Annotated in this window: 13 protein-coding genes; 7 read left to right on the top strand and 6 right to left on the bottom strand. The window is 54.0% G+C overall.

Annotated features, from left to right (window positions below; genetic code table 11):
* Positions 1–120 precede the first annotated feature (120 nt).
* The 3 genes from aceF to pdhR form a co-directional block, all read right to left on the bottom strand.
* Positions 121–2,019: a pyruvate dehydrogenase complex dihydrolipoyllysine-residue acetyltransferase gene (gene aceF / locus V5P19_RS13395; protein ID WP_334404006.1), complete on the bottom strand. Its 1,899-nt coding sequence runs from the start codon at positions 2,017–2,019 to the stop codon at positions 121–123.
* Positions 2,020–2,033: 14 nt separating this feature from the next.
* Positions 2,034–4,697 carry a pyruvate dehydrogenase (acetyl-transferring), homodimeric type gene (gene aceE, locus V5P19_RS13390; protein WP_334404004.1) on the bottom strand — a complete coding sequence of 888 codons (2,664 nt, stop codon included), beginning with the start codon at positions 4,695–4,697 and terminating at the stop codon, positions 2,034–2,036.
* A gap of 123 nt (positions 4,698–4,820) precedes the next feature.
* Positions 4,821–5,585, bottom strand: a complete 765-nt coding sequence (gene pdhR, locus V5P19_RS13385) for a pyruvate dehydrogenase complex transcriptional repressor PdhR (protein WP_131633930.1) — start codon at positions 5,583–5,585, stop codon at positions 4,821–4,823.
* A gap of 536 nt (positions 5,586–6,121) precedes the next feature.
* Between pdhR and aroP the strand changes: the two genes are divergently transcribed.
* The 3 genes from aroP to V5P19_RS13370 all read left to right on the top strand — a co-directional run bounded on the left by aroP (position 6,122) and on the right by V5P19_RS13370 (position 10,014).
* Entirely contained in the window at positions 6,122–7,492 is a 1,371-nt protein-coding gene (gene aroP, locus V5P19_RS13380; RefSeq protein WP_334404000.1) for an aromatic amino acid transporter AroP, read from the top strand.
* 163 nt (positions 7,493–7,655) lie between these two features.
* A complete protein-coding gene (locus V5P19_RS13375; protein ID WP_334403998.1) occupies positions 7,656–9,053 on the top strand; it encodes an MFS transporter in 1,398 nt (465 codons plus the stop codon).
* Positions 9,054–9,063: 10 nt separating this feature from the next.
* Positions 9,064–10,014 (top strand): family 43 glycosylhydrolase, encoded by a 951-nt coding sequence (locus V5P19_RS13370; protein ID WP_334403996.1) that lies wholly within the window; start codon positions 9,064–9,066, stop codon positions 10,012–10,014.
* 18 nt (positions 10,015–10,032) lie between these two features.
* Here V5P19_RS13370 and ampE read toward each other — a convergent pair whose 3' ends face one another.
* Both ampE and ampD read right to left on the bottom strand, forming a co-directional pair.
* The gene (gene ampE, locus V5P19_RS13365; protein ID WP_334403994.1) at positions 10,033–10,887 is read right to left on the bottom strand and encodes a beta-lactamase regulator AmpE; all 855 of its coding nucleotides are present in this window, start codon (positions 10,885–10,887) and stop codon (positions 10,033–10,035) included.
* Positions 10,884–11,447 carry a 1,6-anhydro-N-acetylmuramyl-L-alanine amidase AmpD gene (gene ampD, locus V5P19_RS13360; protein WP_334403992.1) on the bottom strand — a complete coding sequence of 188 codons (564 nt, stop codon included), beginning with the start codon at positions 11,445–11,447 and terminating at the stop codon, positions 10,884–10,886. Before ampD ends, ampE begins: the two co-directional genes overlap by 4 nt.
* An 87-nt stretch (positions 11,448–11,534) precedes the next feature.
* Between ampD and nadC the strand changes: the two genes are divergently transcribed.
* From nadC to hofC, 4 genes are all read left to right on the top strand, one after another.
* Positions 11,535–12,428, top strand: a complete 894-nt coding sequence (nadC, locus tag V5P19_RS13355) for a carboxylating nicotinate-nucleotide diphosphorylase (RefSeq protein WP_334403990.1) — start codon at positions 11,535–11,537, stop codon at positions 12,426–12,428.
* A gap of 174 nt (positions 12,429–12,602) precedes the next feature.
* Positions 12,603–13,040, top strand: coding sequence for a prepilin peptidase-dependent pilin (gene ppdD, locus V5P19_RS13350; RefSeq protein WP_334403988.1), 438 nt, complete (start codon positions 12,603–12,605; stop codon positions 13,038–13,040).
* A gap of 12 nt (positions 13,041–13,052) precedes the next feature.
* Positions 13,053–14,435, top strand: a complete 1,383-nt coding sequence (gene gspE / locus V5P19_RS13345) for a type II secretion system protein GspE (RefSeq protein WP_334404163.1) — start codon at positions 13,053–13,055, stop codon at positions 14,433–14,435.
* A complete protein-coding gene (gene hofC / locus V5P19_RS13340) occupies positions 14,425–15,609 on the top strand; it encodes a protein transport protein HofC (RefSeq protein ID WP_334403986.1) in 1,185 nt (394 codons plus the stop codon). The genes gspE and hofC overlap by 11 nt, the downstream gene beginning before the upstream one ends.
* Positions 15,610–15,642: 33 nt before the next feature.
* On the opposite strand, the gene V5P19_RS13335 is transcribed toward hofC, so the two are convergent.
* Positions 15,643–16,686 (bottom strand): GMP reductase, encoded by a 1,044-nt coding sequence (locus tag V5P19_RS13335; protein ID WP_334403984.1) that lies wholly within the window; start codon positions 16,684–16,686, stop codon positions 15,643–15,645.
* Between the last annotated feature and the right edge of the window lie 162 nt (positions 16,687–16,848).

The raw sequence follows: 16,848 nt of genomic DNA, 5'->3' as shown, positions 1-16,848 counted from the left end.
TTACAAAATTGTTAACAATTTTGAAACAACAAACGGCTCACGAATTGTCGCTTTCGCCATTAACCTCACAAACAACATGAGATTAACAGAAAAAAGCCGGCCGATTGGCCGGCTTTTCCATTACATCACCAGGCGGCGAATGTCGCTCAGGGTGTTGTTGATGATGGTGATGAAACGCGCACCATCAGCACCGTCGATCACGCGGTGGTCGAAGGACAGAGAGATTGGCATCATCAGACGCGGCACAAACTCTTTGCCATTCCATACCGGTTCCATCGCGGACTTGGACACACCGAGGATAGCCACTTCCGGCGCGTTCACAATCGGCGCGAAGTGGGTGGTACCCAGGCCGCCGATGCTGGAGATAGTGAAGCAACCGCCCTGCATTTCGCCAGCAGTCAGCTTACCATCACGCGCTTTCTTGGAGATCACGGTCAGTTCACGGGACAGCTCAGTAATGCTCTTCTTGTTCACGTCTTTGAAGACTGGAACAACCAGACCATTTGGCGTATCAACCGCAACACCGATGTTGATGTATTTCTTCAGCGTCAGCTTCTGGCCATCTTCGGACAGAGAGCTGTTGAAGCGTGGCATCTGTTCCAGAGCCGCAGCAACCGCTTTCATGATGAAGACAACTGGGGTGAATTTCACGTCCAGTTTACGCTTCTCAGCTTCAGCATTCTGCTGTTTACGGAACGCTTCCAGATCGGTGATATCGGTTTTGTCGAAGTGCGTAACGTGCGGGATCATCACCCAGTTACGGCTCAGGTTCGCACCAGAGATTTTCTGGATACGGCCCAGTTCCACTTCTTCGATTTCGCCGAACTTGCTGAAGTCCACTTTCGGCCATGGCAGCATGCCCGGGATACCGCCGCCAGCGGCTGCAGCAGGTGCAGCTTCGGCGCGTTTCACCGCGTCTTTCACGTAGGTCTGAACGTCTTCGCGCAGGATACGACCTTTACGGCCCGTCCCTTTCACTTTTGCCAGGTTCACACCGAATTCGCGCGCCAGGCGACGAATCAGCGGCGTTGCATGAACGTAAGCGTCGTTTTCAGCGAACTCAGATTTGCCTTCCGCTTTAGCAGCAGGTGCCGCAGCAGGTTTAGCCGCCTGAGCCGGTGCAGCAGCAGGGGCTGGAGCAGCAGCAGCCGGAGCCGCGGCAGGCGCAGCGCCTTCCACTTCGAAGACCATGATCAGAGAGCCGGTAGACACTTTGTCGCCGGTGCTGATTTTGATCTCTTTAACGGTACCCGCGAACGGTGCCGGCACTTCCATAGAAGCTTTGTCGCCTTCAACGGTGATCAGTGACTGTTCAGCAGCAACTTTGTCGCCCACTTTTACCATCACTTCGGTCACTTCAACTTCGTCACCGCCGATGTCCGGTACGTTCACGTCTTTCGCGCCACCGGCAGCGGCTGGTGCTGCGGCCTGAGCCGGAGCAGCTGCCTGTGCAGGCGCGGCGGCAGGTGCTGCACCCGCCACGTCGAAGACCATGATCAGGGAGCCAGTGGACACTTTGTCACCGGTGTTGATCTTGATCTCTTTAACAGTACCGGCGAACGGAGCTGGAACTTCCATAGAGGCTTTGTCGCCTTCTACGGTGATCAGAGACTGCTCAGCCGCAACGGTATCGCCCACTTTCACCAGGATTTCAGTGACTTCAACTTCATCACCACCGATGTCAGGCACGTTCACTTCTTTCGCTGCTGCGGCAGCTGCTGGAGCAGCGGCGGCCGGAGCGGCTTCTTTCTTCTCTTCCTGCGCAGGTGCAGCAGCTGCTGCACCGTCGGCGGAATCGAAAATCATGATCAGTTTGCCGGTCTCGGTTTTATCGCCAACAGAGACTTTGATCTCTTTAACGATGCCAGCCTGAGGAGACGGGACTTCCATAGAGGCTTTATCGCCTTCTACGGTGATCAGCGACTGTTCAGCTTCAACTTTGTCGCCTACTTTGACCAGGATCTCGGTGATTTCAACTTCATCAGCCCCGATGTCCGGTACATTGATTTCGATAGCCATTATTCTTTTACCTCTTACGCCAAACGCGGGTTAACTTTATCTGCATCGATATTGAATTTGGTAATTGCGTCTGCAACCACTTTCTTATCGATTTCGCCACGTTTAGCCAGTTCGCCCAGTGCTGCTACCACTACGTAAGAAGCATCAACTTCGAAGTGGTGACGCAGGTTTTCGCGGCTGTCAGAACGACCGAAGCCGTCAGTACCCAGTACGCGATAATCATCAGCAGGTACGTAAGTACGAACCTGCTCAGCGAACAGTTTCATATAGTCAGTAGACGCTACCGCTGGTGCATCGTTCATTACCTGAGCAATGTACGGAACGCGCGGAGTTTCCATTGGGTGCAGCATGTTCCAGCGCTCACAATCCTGGCCATCACGCGCCAGTTCAGTGAAGGAGGTTACGCTGTACACGTCAGAACCTACGCCGTAGTCGTTCGCCAGGATCTGTGCTGCTTCACGAACGTGACGCAGGATAGAACCGGAGCCCAGCAGCTGAACTTTACCTTTGCCACCTTCGAGGGTTTCGAGTTTGTAGATACCTTTACGGATACCTTCCTCGGCACCTGCTGGCATTGCCGGCATGTGGTAGTTTTCGTTCAGGGTGGTGATGTAGTAGTAAATGTTCTCTTGCGCTTCACCGTACATGCGCTGCAAACCGTCATGCATGATGACTGCTACTTCGTACGCGTAAGACGGGTCGTAAGAGATACAGTTAGGGATAGTCAGAGACTGAATGTGGCTGTGGCCATCTTCGTGCTGCAGACCTTCACCGTTCAGCGTCGTACGACCAGAAGTACCGCCGACCAGGAAGCCGCGAGCCTGTTGGTCGCCTGCCTGCCAGCACAGGTCACCGATACGCTGGAAACCGAACATCGAGTAGTAAATGTAGAACGGGATCATCGGCAGGTTGTTGGTGCTGTAAGAGGTCGCAGCAGCCAGCCAGGATGCGCCTGCGCCCAGCTCGTTGATACCTTCCTGCAGGATCTGACCTTTCTCGTCTTCTTTGTAGTATGCAACCTGCTCACGGTCCTGCGGGGTGTACTGCTGGCCGTTCGGGCTGTAGATACCGATCTGACGGAACAGACCTTCCATACCGAAAGTGCGCGCTTCATCGGCGATGATTGGAACCAGACGATCTTTGATCGACTTGTTCTTCAGCATCACGTTCAGGGCACGAACGAAAGCGATAGTGGTAGAGATCTCTTTGTTCTGTTCTTCCAGCAGCTGAGAGAAGTCTTCCAGCGCTGGCAGTTCCAGTTTCTCGGTAAAGTTAGGCTGACGAGCTGGCAGGTAGCCTTTCAGCGCCTGACGACGTTCGTGCAGGTACTTGTGCTCATCAGAACCTTCCGGGAAGGTGATGTAAGACAGGTTTTCTACCTGCTCATCGGTCACTGGAACGTTGAAACGGTCGCGGATATAACGCACGCCGTCCATGTTCATTTTCTTAACCTGGTGAGCGATGTTTTTACCTTCTGCGGTATCACCCATGCCGTAACCTTTGATGGTGTGGGCCAGGATTACAGTCGCTTTACCTTTGGTTTCCTGCGCTTTTTTCAGTGCAGCGTAGACTTTCTTCGGATCGTGACCACCACGGTTCAGGGCCCAGATCTGCTCATCAGTCCAGTCTGCAACCAGTGCTGCGGTTTCAGGATATTTGCCGAAGAAGTGCTCGCGAACGTAGGCACCGTCTTTGGATTTGAAGGTCTGATAGTCACCGTCAACGGTTTCGTTCATCAGCTGGATCAGTTTACCGCTGGTATCTTTACGCAGCAGCTCATCCCAACGACCGCCCCACATGACTTTAATCACGTTCCAGCCTGCACCTGCGAAGATGCCTTCCAGTTCGTTGATGATCTTGCCGTTGCCGGTTACCGGACCATCCAGACGCTGCAGGTTACAGTTGATGATGAAGCACAGGTTGTCCAGCTTCTCACGGGTCGCGATGGTGATCGCGCCTTTAGATTCTGGCTCATCCATTTCGCCGTCGCCCAGGAAGGCGTAAACGGTTTGCTCAGAGGTGTCTTTCAGACCACGGTGTTCCAGATATTTCAGGAACTTAGCCTGATAAATCGCGCCGATTGGACCCAGACCCATAGATACGGTCGGGAACTGCCAGAATTCAGGCATCAGTTTCGGGTGCGGATAAGAAGACAGACCTTTACCGTGAACTTCCTGACGGAAGTTGTTCATCTGCTCTTCAGTCAGACGACCTTCCAGGAATGCACGTGCATAGATGCCCGGAGAGATGTGGCCCTGGAAGTACACCAGATCGCCGCCGTCTTTCTCGTTAGCAGCACGGAAGAAGTGGTTGAAGCACACTTCGTAAACGGTTGCAGAAGACTGGAAGGACGCCATGTGGCCACCCAGCTCCAGGTCTTTCTTGGACGCGCGCAGAACGGTCATGATGGCGTTCCAGCGAATTGCAGAACGGATACGACGTTCCAGATCCAGATTGCCCGGGTATTCCGGTTCGTCTTCGACGGCAATCGTGTTTACGTAGTTGTTAGCCCCTGCACCTGCAGCAACCTTCACCCCGCCTTTGCGAGCTTCTGAAAGCAGCTGATCAATCAGATACTGAGCGCGCTCAACACCTTCTTCACGGATGACCGATTCGATCGCCTGTAGCCAGTCGCGAGTTTCGATCGGATCCACGTCATTTTGGAGACGTTCTGACATGGGGGTTTTCCTTATCTATCTAATACGTTGATTTGTCTGGAACCTGTCCCATTGTGTTTTCGAAGGAAAGCACAATAAGACAGGTTCTGCGTTTAGTTGCCGCGCTCTAAAAATACCTGGCGCTTAATCCTTTCGTTGCTGTATGCGACGTAATGAACGTTCGCGACGCGATTGTTCACGGCTGCGGTCCAGCAAGATTTCCTCAATGAAAGCCAGATGGCGGTGCGACGCTTCGCGCGCCTGCTCCGGTTCCCCGGCCATTATCGCCTCGAATACTCGGGTGCGATGGTTGCTTACCAATGGGAGCATGTCCCGACGGGCATACAACAATTCAAAATTCTGACGAACGTTCTGGGCAAGCATAGGCTCCATGCAGCGTAGCAGATGGAGGAGCACCACATTGTGTGCAGCTTCGGTAACGGCAATTTGATACTGGACGACGGCGCTGGATTCGGCGTCTAAGTCGCCGGACTGCTGTGCCCGTTCAATGGCCTGATGCAGCTCGCGGATACGCACGCGATCTTCATCATTGCTGCGAAGGGCGGCATAATAGGCCGCGATACCTTCAAGCGCGTGACGGGTCTCAAGCAGATCAAACTGGGATTCTGGGTGGTCAGAGAGAAGTTCTACCAGCGGGTCGCTGAAGCTCTGCCACAGGCTGTTTTGCACAAAGGTTCCGCCGCCCTGGCGACGAAGCAGCAAGCCCTTTGCTTCGAGACGTTGAATCGCCTCACGCAGAGAGGGACGGGAAACATCGAACTGTTTTGCCAGTTCGCGTTCTGGCGGAAGCTTTTCACCCGGGCGCAACGTCCCTTCAAGGATTAAAAACTCCAGCTGCTGCTCAATCACATCAGATAGTTTTGGTTGGCGAATTTTGCTGTAGGCCATATTCCCTGTCTTACGCCTTTTTGCCCGGAGTCAATTGGTCTTACCAATTTCAAGTTCGTATCGCTAAAGTAACAAAGTATTCACCTTCTGTCCATATTGGTTTTGATTGAAATCAGTAAACCCTGCACATTTTAACAACCTTACAGAAATAACGTTTCAGGAATGTAACTTTGCACAAATGAGTTGGTTACTCCCTTGGAGGGGGTTTTAACCATATTGAAACGAGGGTTTTTGCAATCTGAAGCGATTCAACAAGGCAAATAATGAAAATTCGCCCCCTTATGGAGCATTTCTATTCTATAGGTTGGGTAAGAAGGGTTAGCCGGCCAATTTACAAATGCTTTCTTTTTATTCAAGTCGTCATCACCCCTTCATAAAGCAGGTGCATTCGCAGGCACTTATCACTATTCTTGCGCTTACGGAAGTCATCTCCGCTTTTTTCGGTCTCATTAACCGTAAAGAAATAAATACAGAAAACGGATGTTCATAATTACACACGCACAGCGTGAACATAACAACCACACACGAGGTTTCAAATGGAAGCTCAACAGCACGGCGATCAGCTAAAGCGCGGGCTTAAGAACCGCCACATACAGCTCATCGCATTGGGTGGTGCTATCGGTACTGGTCTGTTTCTGGGAAGCGCGTCCGTTATCCAGTCAGCCGGGCCGGGCATTATTTTGGGTTACGCGATCGCGGGCTTTATTGCCTTTCTGATTATGCGTCAGCTAGGTGAAATGGTCGTTGAAGAGCCGGTAGCCGGTTCGTTTAGCCACTTCGCCTATAAGTACTGGGGCAGCTTTGCTGGCTTCGCCTCTGGCTGGAACTACTGGGTGCTGTACGTTCTGGTTGCCATGGCCGAACTCACTGCCGTCGGGAAATATGTGCAGTTCTGGTATCCGGAGATCCCAACCTGGGCATCAGCTGCCGTCTTCTTCGTCCTGATTAATGCCATCAACCTGACCAACGTTAAAGTGTTCGGTGAGATGGAGTTCTGGTTCGCCATTATTAAAGTGGTCGCCGTTGTGGCGATGATCATCTTTGGCGGCTGGCTGCTGTTCAGCGGCAACGGTGGCCCACAGGCGACGGTGCGCAACCTCTGGGAGCAAGGCGGGTTTCTGCCTCACGGTATGACCGGGCTCGTCATGATGATGGCGATTATCATGTTCTCCTTCGGCGGTCTTGAGCTGGTCGGTATTACTGCCGCAGAAGCAGATAACCCAGAACAGAGCATCCCGAAAGCCACAAACCAGGTTATCTACCGTATTCTGATCTTCTATGTGGGCTCGCTGGCCGTGTTGCTTTCTCTGCTGCCGTGGACGCGCGTAACCGCCGATACCAGCCCGTTTGTTCTGATCTTCCACGAGCTGGGCGATACTTTCGTGGCGAACGCGCTGAACATCGTGGTGCTGACCGCAGCACTCTCCGTGTATAACAGCTGCGTTTATTGCAACAGCCGCATGCTGTTCGGTCTGGCTCAACAGGGTAACGCCCCGAAAGCGCTGCTCAACGTGGATAAGCGTGGCGTTCCGGTGAACACCATTATCGTGTCGGCCGTTGTTACGGCGCTGTGCGTGCTGATTAACTACCTGGCACCAGAATCCGCGTTTGGTCTGCTGATGGCGCTGGTGGTCTCTGCCCTGGTCATCAACTGGGCGATGATCAGCCTGGCGCACATCAAGTTCCGTCGCGCCAAACAGCAACAAGGGGTAGCCACTCGCTTCCCGGCCCTGCTCTATCCGCTCGGTAACTGGGTTTGCCTGGTATTCATGGCGGCCGTGCTGGTCATCATGCTGATCACCCCGGGCATGGCCATTTCTGTGTACCTGATCCCGGTCTGGATTGCGATCCTCGGCGTGGGCTATCTGGTTAAACAGAAAAATGCCAAAACGGCGAAAGCCCACTAATCGTCTCTACCCTGTACCCGTTTTGCGGGTACAGGGTGTTGTTACCTTCCTCACAAATTCATTCCTACAGCAATTTAATCCATATCACCGACCTTATCCTGCAACGCATATATTCATAAGCCAGCGAATAATTCTCTCCATACCGTAAACCGGAGAGCTGTCGATGGATAACAACAAACTGTCAGTAAAAGAAAAGATCGGCTATGGAATGGGCGACGCGGGATGCAACATCATCTTCGGCGCCATCATGTTGTTTGTTAATTATTTTTATACAGATATTTTTGGTCTTGCCCCTGCGCTGGTCGGTGTCCTTCTGCTGTCAGTCCGCGTGATTGATGCCGTAACCGACCCGATCATGGGGGCTATCGCTGACCGCACCCGCAGTAAATATGGCCGGTTTCGTCCATGGCTGTTGTGGATCGCCTTCCCCTATGCGCTGTTTAGCATCCTGATGTTCACCACGCCAGACTGGAGCTATAACAGCAAAGTTATCTATGCCTTTGTGACCTACTTCCTGCTCTCTTTAACCTATACGGCAATCAACATTCCCTACTGCTCGCTGGGCGGCGTGATTACCAACGACCCTAAAGAGCGCGTTGCCTGCCAGTCCTATCGCTTTGTGATGGTGGGTATCGCCACGCTGCTGCTGTCACTCACGCTGCTGCCAATGGCCGACTGGTTCGGTGGGGACAATAAAGCCAAAGGCTACCAGATGGCGATGACCGTACTCGCGCTGATTGGCACCTGCATGTTCCTGTTTAGCTTCTCGACCGTGCGCGAGCGCGTGCGTCCGGCAGTTCAAACCAATGACGAGCTGAAAAACGATCTGAAAGACGTGTGGAAGAACGATCAGTGGGTACGCATTCTGCTGTTGACGCTGTGTAACGTCTGTCCGGGCTTTATCCGTATGGCCGCCACCATGTATTACGTCACCTGGGTAATGGGCCAGACAACGCACTTCGCGACCCTGTTTATCAGCCTGGGTGTCGTGGGCATGATGCTCGGCAGCGTGCTGGCAAAAGTGCTGACAGACCGCTGGTGCAAACTGAAAGTGTTCTTCTGGACCAACATCGCGCTGGCGATGTTCTCCTGCGCGTTCTATTTCTTTGACCCTAAAGCCACGGTGACCATCGTGGTGCTCTACTTCCTGCTGAACATCCTGCACCAGATCCCGTCTCCACTGCACTGGTCCCTGATGGCGGATGTGGACGACTACGGCGAGTGGAAAACCGGTAAGCGCATCACGGGTATCAGCTTCTCCGGCAATATCTTCTTCCTCAAGCTTGGGCTGGCGATTGCCGGTGCGATGGTCGGCTTCCTGCTCTCCTGGTACGGTTATGATGCCGGTGCGAAAGCACAAAGCGCAGATGCCATCAACGGCATTGTGCTGCTCTTTACTGTTATTCCAGGGGTAGGATATTTGCTTACCGCGGGCGTGGTGCGTCTGCTCAAGGTTGACCGTGAAACCATGAAACAGATCCAGTCCGATTTAGAAAAGCGTCGCAACAACTATCGCGAACTGCAGGACTATCAGGAACTCAAAACCGCTGAGACGAAATAAGGAAAGCCGAATGCACACCTGGCCAAACCCGTTTATTGAACAACGCGCCGATCCGTATATTCTGCTTCACGAGGGACAATACTATTTTATTGCTTCCGTGCCGGAGTACGACAGGCTGGCGATCCGCCGCGCTGATTCCCTTGAAGGACTGCGCTGCGCTGATGAAATAACCGTCTGGCGTAAGCCCGAAACTGGCCCGATGAGTCAGCTTATCTGGGCGCCGGAACTGCATCATATCGACGGCAAGTGGTATATCTACTTTGCGGCCACGCATACGCAGGAACTCGATAAGCTCGGCATGTTCCAGCATCGAATGTTCGCCCTGGAATGCCGCGATCGCGATCCGCTTACTGGAACGTGGGTCGAAAAAGGGCACATAAAAACGCCGTTCGACACCTTTGCTTTGGACGCCACGACCTTTGTGCATCAGGGCAAACGCTGGTATCTGTGGGCGCAAAAAGCCCCGGATATCTCAGGGAACTCCAACCTCTATTTATGTGAAATGGAGAACCCATGGACGCTAAAAGGCGAGCCGGTAATGCTCAGTAAACCGGAGTATGACTGGGAGTGCCGCGGGTTCTGGGTCAACGAAGGCCCGGCAGTGCTATTCCACGGCGACACGCTGTTTATCAGCTACTCCGCCAGCGCCACTGATGAAAACTACTGTATGGGATTACTGTGGATCGATAAGCAGGCCGATCCGCGAAATCCGGCGAACTGGCACAAAGCGCCGCGCCCGGTATTCGTGACCAGCAATGAAAATCGACAGTATGGGCCAGGCCACAACAGCTTTACGCAGACGCCGGATGGGGAAGATGTGCTGGTGTATCACGCAAGAAATTACACTGAAATTGAAGGCGACCCGCTTTACGATCCGAACCGCCATACCCGCCTTAAGCTCGTCCGCTGGGATCAAAATGGGATGCCTGATTTCGGCATCCCGCCTGCAGATACGCCTTAATCGCGATGACGCGCTGGGTTACACCAGCGTGCCGTAAATGGTCAGCAGCGCCACAATCACCACGACCACGAACGAGGTTTTCTTCGCCATGGAGACAGCCGCTTTTGGCGTCTCGATTTTGTCGGTATGGGGTTCACGCGCCAGTGAGAACTGGGCGAGACGGGTTAATACCTGGTACTGCGAGGTATGACGGTCTGCAAGAGACGCGAACCACGCTGGCAACGCTTTTTCTCCGTGACCAATCAGCGCATAGACCACCCCCACCAGACGCACCGGCAGCCAGTCGAGCACATGCAGAATGCCATCTATACCGGACAGCAGACGTTCATGGGGCGTCAGATAACGGGCAAGCCAACTTTGCCACGCGCGCAGAAACGCGTACCCCATCAACAGTACCGGCCCCCATGGGCCGCCTACCACGAACCAGAACAGCGGTGCCAGGTAGTAACGGAAGTTAATCCACAACAGCGCATTTTGCAGTTCGCGCAGAAACTCGCGTTCATCGCAATCCGGCGGCACGCCGTGAATCAACGTGAGCTCGCTCGCCATTGCGCCACGGGCATGGGCGTCATGACGAGATGCTGCTTTTAGGTAGGCGTGATAATGCAAACGCACCTTGCCCGCGCCAATACACAGCACGCCAAGCAGGATCCACACCACCAGCAGCGGCACGTTGAAAAAGAGGCCATACAGCGAGCGCAACAACAGGAAGGTAATGACCATGACGCCGGCGGCCATCAGCAACGTTCGCAGCAGGGAAAAGTGTTTAATCCGGCGGAAAAGCACCTCCAGCCGGTGATCCAATTGCCAGTGCTCGCCTAGCTTGAACAGGCGTTCAGCGATCATAACCAGCAGCATGGTAAACAACGTCATGTTATCTCCTTATCTGACGACGCGGTAAGCATGGCGCGAAACCGGAGCCAGTCGAATGCCGGGCCGGGATCAGTTTTTCTCACAGGGGCAATATCACTGTGCCCGGTGATGTTCTCAGCAATCATGGGATACAGCCCGATGAGCGTTTGGGCCACCTCAACCAGCTGTTGATATTGTGCATCGGTGTAGGGCGTGGTGTCAGTACCTTCCAGTTCGATTCCAATCGAGAAATCATTACAACGCTCGCGTCCCTGATACATTGATACACCCGCATGCCAGGCACGCTTATCAAAAGGAACGTACTGGACCACTTCACCGTCACGGCGGATCAGACAATGGGCCGACACGCGCAGATGGGCAATTTCAGCGAAGAAAGGATGGGCATTGGGATCTATCGTTCCTGTGAATAAGGCATCGATCCACGGACCGCCAAACTCGCCCGGTGGGAGGCTAATATTATGAACGACCAGCAGTGTGGGTTTTTCATTCTCCGGGCGGCAATCGTGGTGCGGCGAGGGTACACGCCGCGCATCCACCAGCCATCCGTTTTCTAACAACATGCTGGAACTCCTTATGTATGGTGCTGTTACTCGGTTCAGAGTAGCATGTTTCAATATTATGATTCGTTACCATTTTGGAGTTTTATCATGCCGCCTCGCCGCTATAACCCCGACCACCGACGTGACGCGCTTCTGGAACGTATTAATATGGATATTCCGGCAAGCGTTGCCCATGCCCTGAAAGAAGATCTGGGCGGTGACGTCAATGCCGACAACGATATTACCGCACAATTGTTGCCAAAAGAGACACGCTCGCATGCGGTGATTATCACCCGTGAAGAGGGCGTGTTTTGTGGTAAGCGCTGGGTTGAGGAAGTCTTTACTCAACTGGCCGCCGATGATGTGCAAATCACGTGGCATGTCGACGATGGTGATGCGATTGCGGCCAACCAGCCTCTGTTTGAGCTTGATGGCCCATCCCGCGTGCTGCTCACCGGCGAGCGTACTGCACTTAACTTCGTGCAGACGTTATCCGGCGTAGCAAGCGAAGTGCGTCGCTATGTTGACCTGCTCGCAGGCACCCGTACACAGCTACTGGACACCCGCAAAACGCTGCCGGGTCTGCGTACGGCGCTGAAGTACGCGGTGCTGTGCGGCGGCGGTGCGAACCATCGCCTGGGGTTGTCCGACGCTTTCCTGATTAAAGAGAACCACATTATTGCTTCCGGCTCTGTGCGTCAGGCGGTCGAAAAAGCCTTCTGGCTCCACCCAGATGTTCCTGTCGAAGTGGAAGTGGAAAGCCTGGAAGAGCTGGAGCAGGCCATTAAGGCAGGCGCCGATATCATTATGCTCGACAACTTCGACACCTCACAGATGCGCGAGGCAGTGAAAATCACCAACGGCCAGGCGCAGCTTGAGGTGTCCGGCAACGTGACGTTCGATACCATTCGCGAATTTGCCGAAACCGGCGTTGATTACATTTCTGTAGGTGCACTCACCAAACACGTGCGCGCTCTCGATCTCTCGATGCGCTTTAAATAACGTGGGCTCCCCTCTGTGCCCGCAGAGGGGATATTCGGCACGGCACGCAATTCCCTTGTACTTCTCTGCAACCCCGTACTAATTCCCTGAAAGCCCGTTCCCATTTGTTTTTTTACCCCTCGTTTCTGTTCCTTTGCGCTGCCAGAGTAGCGCCACCTAACCTGAGGAGCAGACATGAACAGACAACACGGATTCACGCTCATTGAGCTAATGGTGGTGATAGGCATTATTGCTATCCTGAGCGCCATTGGGGTACCCGCCTACCAGAACTACCTGCGAAAAGCGGCGTTGACCGACATGCTACAAACCTTCGTCCCTTATCGCACGGCCATCGAGCTCTGTGCGCTGGATCATGGTGGAGTGACCAGCTGTGATGCAGGGACAAACGGTATCCCGTCTCCGACGACCACCCGTTATGTTTCTGGAATGAGCGTGACGCAAGGTACCGTGACGTTAACAGGCCAGGAGAGCCTTAACGGCCTTGAGGTGGTCATGACGCCACAATGGAATACTGGCAACGGAATGACGGGCTGGACGCGCAGCTGCAACATCAGCAACGACGGCGCGCTCAAACAGGCCTGTGAAGATGTTTTCCGCTTCGACACTCACTGACAGGAGCGGATGATGAATTCAGATCAACTCGTCGCGCTGTGCCAGCGCCATCATGCCCTGCTGCTAAACAGCGATACCGACATAATACGTATCGCCGTGGTGCAAAAACCGGCGCCTGAACTGATGGAAGCCCTGCGCTTCGCGACGCAAAAGCGCGTTGATATTGAGTGCTGGAGCGCTGAACGCATGGAGAAGCACCGGCAGATGAACTCGCAATCGCATCTGCCCAGCGTTTCAACGCCGCACTCGGCGGTGGATATCCTCAACCACACGCTGCAACAAGCATTAAATCAGCGCGCGTCCGATATCCATATCGAACCGATGGAGCATGCATGCCAAATTCGATTACGCATTGACGGCGTGCTTTGCCCGCAGCCGCCCCTCTCTGCCGCGCTGGCGACCATGCTCTGCGCACGCCTAAAGGTATTGGGTAATCTGGATATTGCGGAGCGGCGTTTACCGCAGGACGGTCAGTTTACGGTTGAACTGGCAAACGAGCCGGTCTCTTTTCGTATTGCCACATTGCCCTGTAACGGCGGTGAGAAAATTGTGCTGCGCTTGCTTCATCAGGTTCAACAGACGCTGGAACCCGGGAAGCTAGGGATGAGTGCTCAGCAGCTGGACTCCTTTAACGAGGTGCTCCATCAGCCACAGGGGCTGATTCTGGTCACCGGTCCCACCGGCAGCGGTAAAACCGTGACGCTTTACAGCGCATTGCAGGCGCGTAACTGCCCGGATGTAAACATCTGCAGCGTAGAGGATCCTGTCGAGATCCCACTGGCAGGGCTGAACCAGACGCAAATTAACCCGCGTGCGGGCTTAACATTCCAGAGCGTCCTGCGGGCGCTGCTTCGTCAGGATCCCGACATCATCATGGTGGGTGAAATCCGCGACGGCGAAACGGCTGAAATCGCCATCAACGCGGCGCAGACCGGGCATCTGGTGCTGTCGACGCTGCATACCAACTCGACGGCAGAAACGCTGGTTCGCCTACAGCAAATGGGGGTCGCACGCTGGATGATCTCTTCCGCGCTTTCACTGGTAATTGCCCAGCGACTGGTGCGTCGCCTGTGTCCACACTGTCGACAGGACGCCAAAAACCGTACGGAATTACCCCGTTCAATTTGGCCTCGAACCCTCCCCCGCTGGCAACCCGGAGGCTGCGATCGTTGTTATCACGGTTTTTATGGCCGTGTGGCCATTTTTGAGGTGCTCGTCATCGATAATGCACTCCGGCAGGCCATTGCCAGTGGTGCGAGCATTGAGGTGATAGAAGCCAGCGCTCGTCAGGCAGGCATGACATCCTTATTTGAGCACGGCTGTATGGCCGTAGAGGAAGGGCTCACAACGCTCGAAGAGTTGCTGCGCGTGCTGGGTATGCCCGATGTCAGCTAATTATCTCTGGCGCTGGCGGGCGCTGTCCGCAGATGGTGAACCCCGGAGCGGAGCGCTGTGGGCTCCAGACCGAGCTGCCGCGTTCGCCAGATTGATGCATAAAGATCTGCATCCTTTGACGATCACCCGCTGCTCGCAGAGACATCGCTGGCGACCGCATCACTGCTACGCGTTATTTCATCAGCTTGCCACGTTGTTACAGGCCGGCCTGACGCTATCGCACAGCCTGCAAATGCTGGCAGAGCAGCACCCGTCAAAACAGTGGCAGGCACTGCTTCAAAACATTGCCGACGATCTCAGCGAAGGCAGCGCGTTTTCGGGTGCGCTACAAAAATGGCCCAACGTATTCAGTCCCCTTTACGTATCAATGGTGAAAACGGGTGAGCTAACGGGAAAGCTGGAAGAGTGCTGTCATCAGCTTGCGCAGCAACAAAAATCCCAACAGCAGCTCAGTGCAAAAGTGAAAAAAGCGCTGCGGTATCCAACAATCATCCTGACGCTCGCGGTCCTGGTCGTGCTGGCCATGGTCACGCTGGTTTTGCCGGAATTTGCCGCTATCTACAAAACGTTTAACACACCGCTTCCCTGGTTGACGCAGAAGGTCATCGGGCTAGCGACGTTTATACACTCATACGCCATAGTGCTAATTGGGTTGCTTTTACTGTCCATTACCGCCGCATACGCTCTGCGGAACCATCCACGCTGGCAGGAAATTTTGCTATACGTGCCCGTCATGGGGCCGCTTGCTCGAGGGCAAAAGCTGGGGCAGATTTTTACCGTGTTGTCTCTTACGCAGCGGGCAGGTATCGCCTTTTTACAGGGGCTGGAAAGCGTGGAGGAAACCGTAGAGAGTCGGTACTGGCAGAGTAAAATTCGGGGTGTACGCGAGGATATTGAAATGGGGTTACCCGTATGGTCATCTCTTCAGAAAGCAGCGGTCTTCACCCCTTTATGCATCCAGCTTGTCAGAACCGGAGAAATATCAGGATCGCTCGACGTCATGCTGGCAAATCTTGCTCGCCACCACACGGAGCAAACGTTTCAGCTGGCAGATAGCCTGGCTGCGCTTCTGGAGCCTTTACTATTGATTGTGACGGGAGTCATTATCGGCACGCTGGTGGTAGCGATGTATCTGCCAATCTTCCATCTGGGGGATGCAATGAGCGCGGGATAATGCTGGCGCAAGGGTATGCGCCAGCAAGAGCCATTACAGGCTATTGAACACGCGGTTTTCCTGCTCCTGAACGCGAATAAAGGTGGTGCGTTTAGTCAGCTCTTTCAGGCGTGAAGCCCCAACGTAGGTACAGGCTGAACGCAGGCCACCCAGAACATCGCGCGCCGTATTTTCGACAGGCCCGCGCAGGGGCAGCTTCACGGTTTTGCCTTCTGCTGCACGATATTTCGCCACACCGCCGACGTGACGCGTCATCGCAGATTCTGAGCTCATACCGTAGAACAGCATAAATTTCTCGCCGTTCTCTTCAACCACGGTGCCGCCGCTCTCTTCATGCCCCGCCAGCATACCGCCGAGCATCACGAAATCGGCGCCACCGCCGAAAGCTTTAGCGACATCGCCCGGCATGGTGCAGCCGCCGTCGCTGATGATCTGGCCGCCCAGACCGTGCGCGGCATCCGCACACTCAATGACTGCAGACAGCTGCGGATAACCGACGCCGGTTTTGACGCGCGTGGTGCAGACAGAGCCCGGGCCAATGCCTACTTTCACGATATCCGCGCCAGAGAGGATCAGCTCTTCACACATTTCACCGGTCACCACGTTGCCCGCGACGATCGTTTTAGTCGGCCAGGCTTCGCGCGCCTTGCTAACGAACTGCACGAAATGCTCGGAATAACCATTCGCTACATCGATGCAAACGAAGTTAAGCGCAGGGTTAGCGTTCAGGATCTGTTTGGTTTTCTCAAAATCTGCATCGGATGTGCCGGTAGAAACCATTATATGCTTCACTACGTCATCGGATGCAGATGCGACAAATGCGTTCCACTGTTCAGGGCTGTAGTGTTTATGTACTGCAGTGAGCACATCAAACTTCGCCAGCGCCGTAGCCATCTCGAAGGTACCCACGGTATCCATGTTAGCGGCGATGATCGGCACGCCAGACCAGGTCTGACCGGAATGCTTAAAGGTAAATTGACGTTCGAGTTCAACGTCTGAGCGACTTTTCAGTGTAGAGCGTTTAGGGCGGATAAGAACGTCTTTGAAACCTAACTTCAGATCTTCTTCGATACGCATGTGGGGATTCCTGGGGTTAGAGGCAAATATGTTAAAAGCACAACTCCAGTGACGCTATCATACGCACTAATACCTGCTCCGCAAGACTGCGAAATTCTCTTTTTTTACGCTACAATCCTATAAATTTACCTGGTAAAAAGCCGGTAAAGAGAGCTAAACATT

Origin of the sequence: Enterobacter sp. UNJFSC 003, from assembly GCF_036903355.1 — a bacterium.
GTDB lineage: Bacteria > Pseudomonadota > Gammaproteobacteria > Enterobacterales > Enterobacteriaceae > Enterobacter.
This window is presented reverse-complemented; position numbering and strand designations above follow the sequence as displayed.

Coding starts and splice junctions, on each gene's coding strand:
- ampD (WP_334403992.1), bottom strand. CDS start 11,447: ATGTTGTTAGAAAACGGATGGCTGGTGGATGCGCGGCGTGTACCCTCG.
- ppdD (WP_334403988.1), top strand. CDS start 12,603: ATGAACAGACAACACGGATTCACGCTCATTGAGCTAATGGTGGTGATA.
- hofC (WP_334403986.1), top strand. CDS start 14,425: ATGTCAGCTAATTATCTCTGGCGCTGGCGGGCGCTGTCCGCAGATGGT.
- pdhR (WP_131633930.1), bottom strand. CDS start 5,585: ATGGCCTACAGCAAAATTCGCCAACCAAAACTATCTGATGTGATTGAG.
- V5P19_RS13370 (WP_334403996.1), top strand. CDS start 9,064: ATGCACACCTGGCCAAACCCGTTTATTGAACAACGCGCCGATCCGTAT.
- aceF (WP_334404006.1), bottom strand. CDS start 2,019: ATGGCTATCGAAATCAATGTACCGGACATCGGGGCTGATGAAGTTGAA.
- nadC (WP_334403990.1), top strand. CDS start 11,535: ATGCCGCCTCGCCGCTATAACCCCGACCACCGACGTGACGCGCTTCTG.
- V5P19_RS13335 (WP_334403984.1), bottom strand. CDS start 16,686: ATGCGTATCGAAGAAGATCTGAAGTTAGGTTTCAAAGACGTTCTTATC.
- gspE (WP_334404163.1), top strand. CDS start 13,053: ATGAATTCAGATCAACTCGTCGCGCTGTGCCAGCGCCATCATGCCCTG.
- V5P19_RS13375 (WP_334403998.1), top strand. CDS start 7,656: ATGGATAACAACAAACTGTCAGTAAAAGAAAAGATCGGCTATGGAATG.
- ampE (WP_334403994.1), bottom strand. CDS start 10,887: ATGACGTTGTTTACCATGCTGCTGGTTATGATCGCTGAACGCCTGTTC.
- aceE (WP_334404004.1), bottom strand. CDS start 4,697: ATGTCAGAACGTCTCCAAAATGACGTGGATCCGATCGAAACTCGCGAC.
- aroP (WP_334404000.1), top strand. CDS start 6,122: ATGGAAGCTCAACAGCACGGCGATCAGCTAAAGCGCGGGCTTAAGAAC.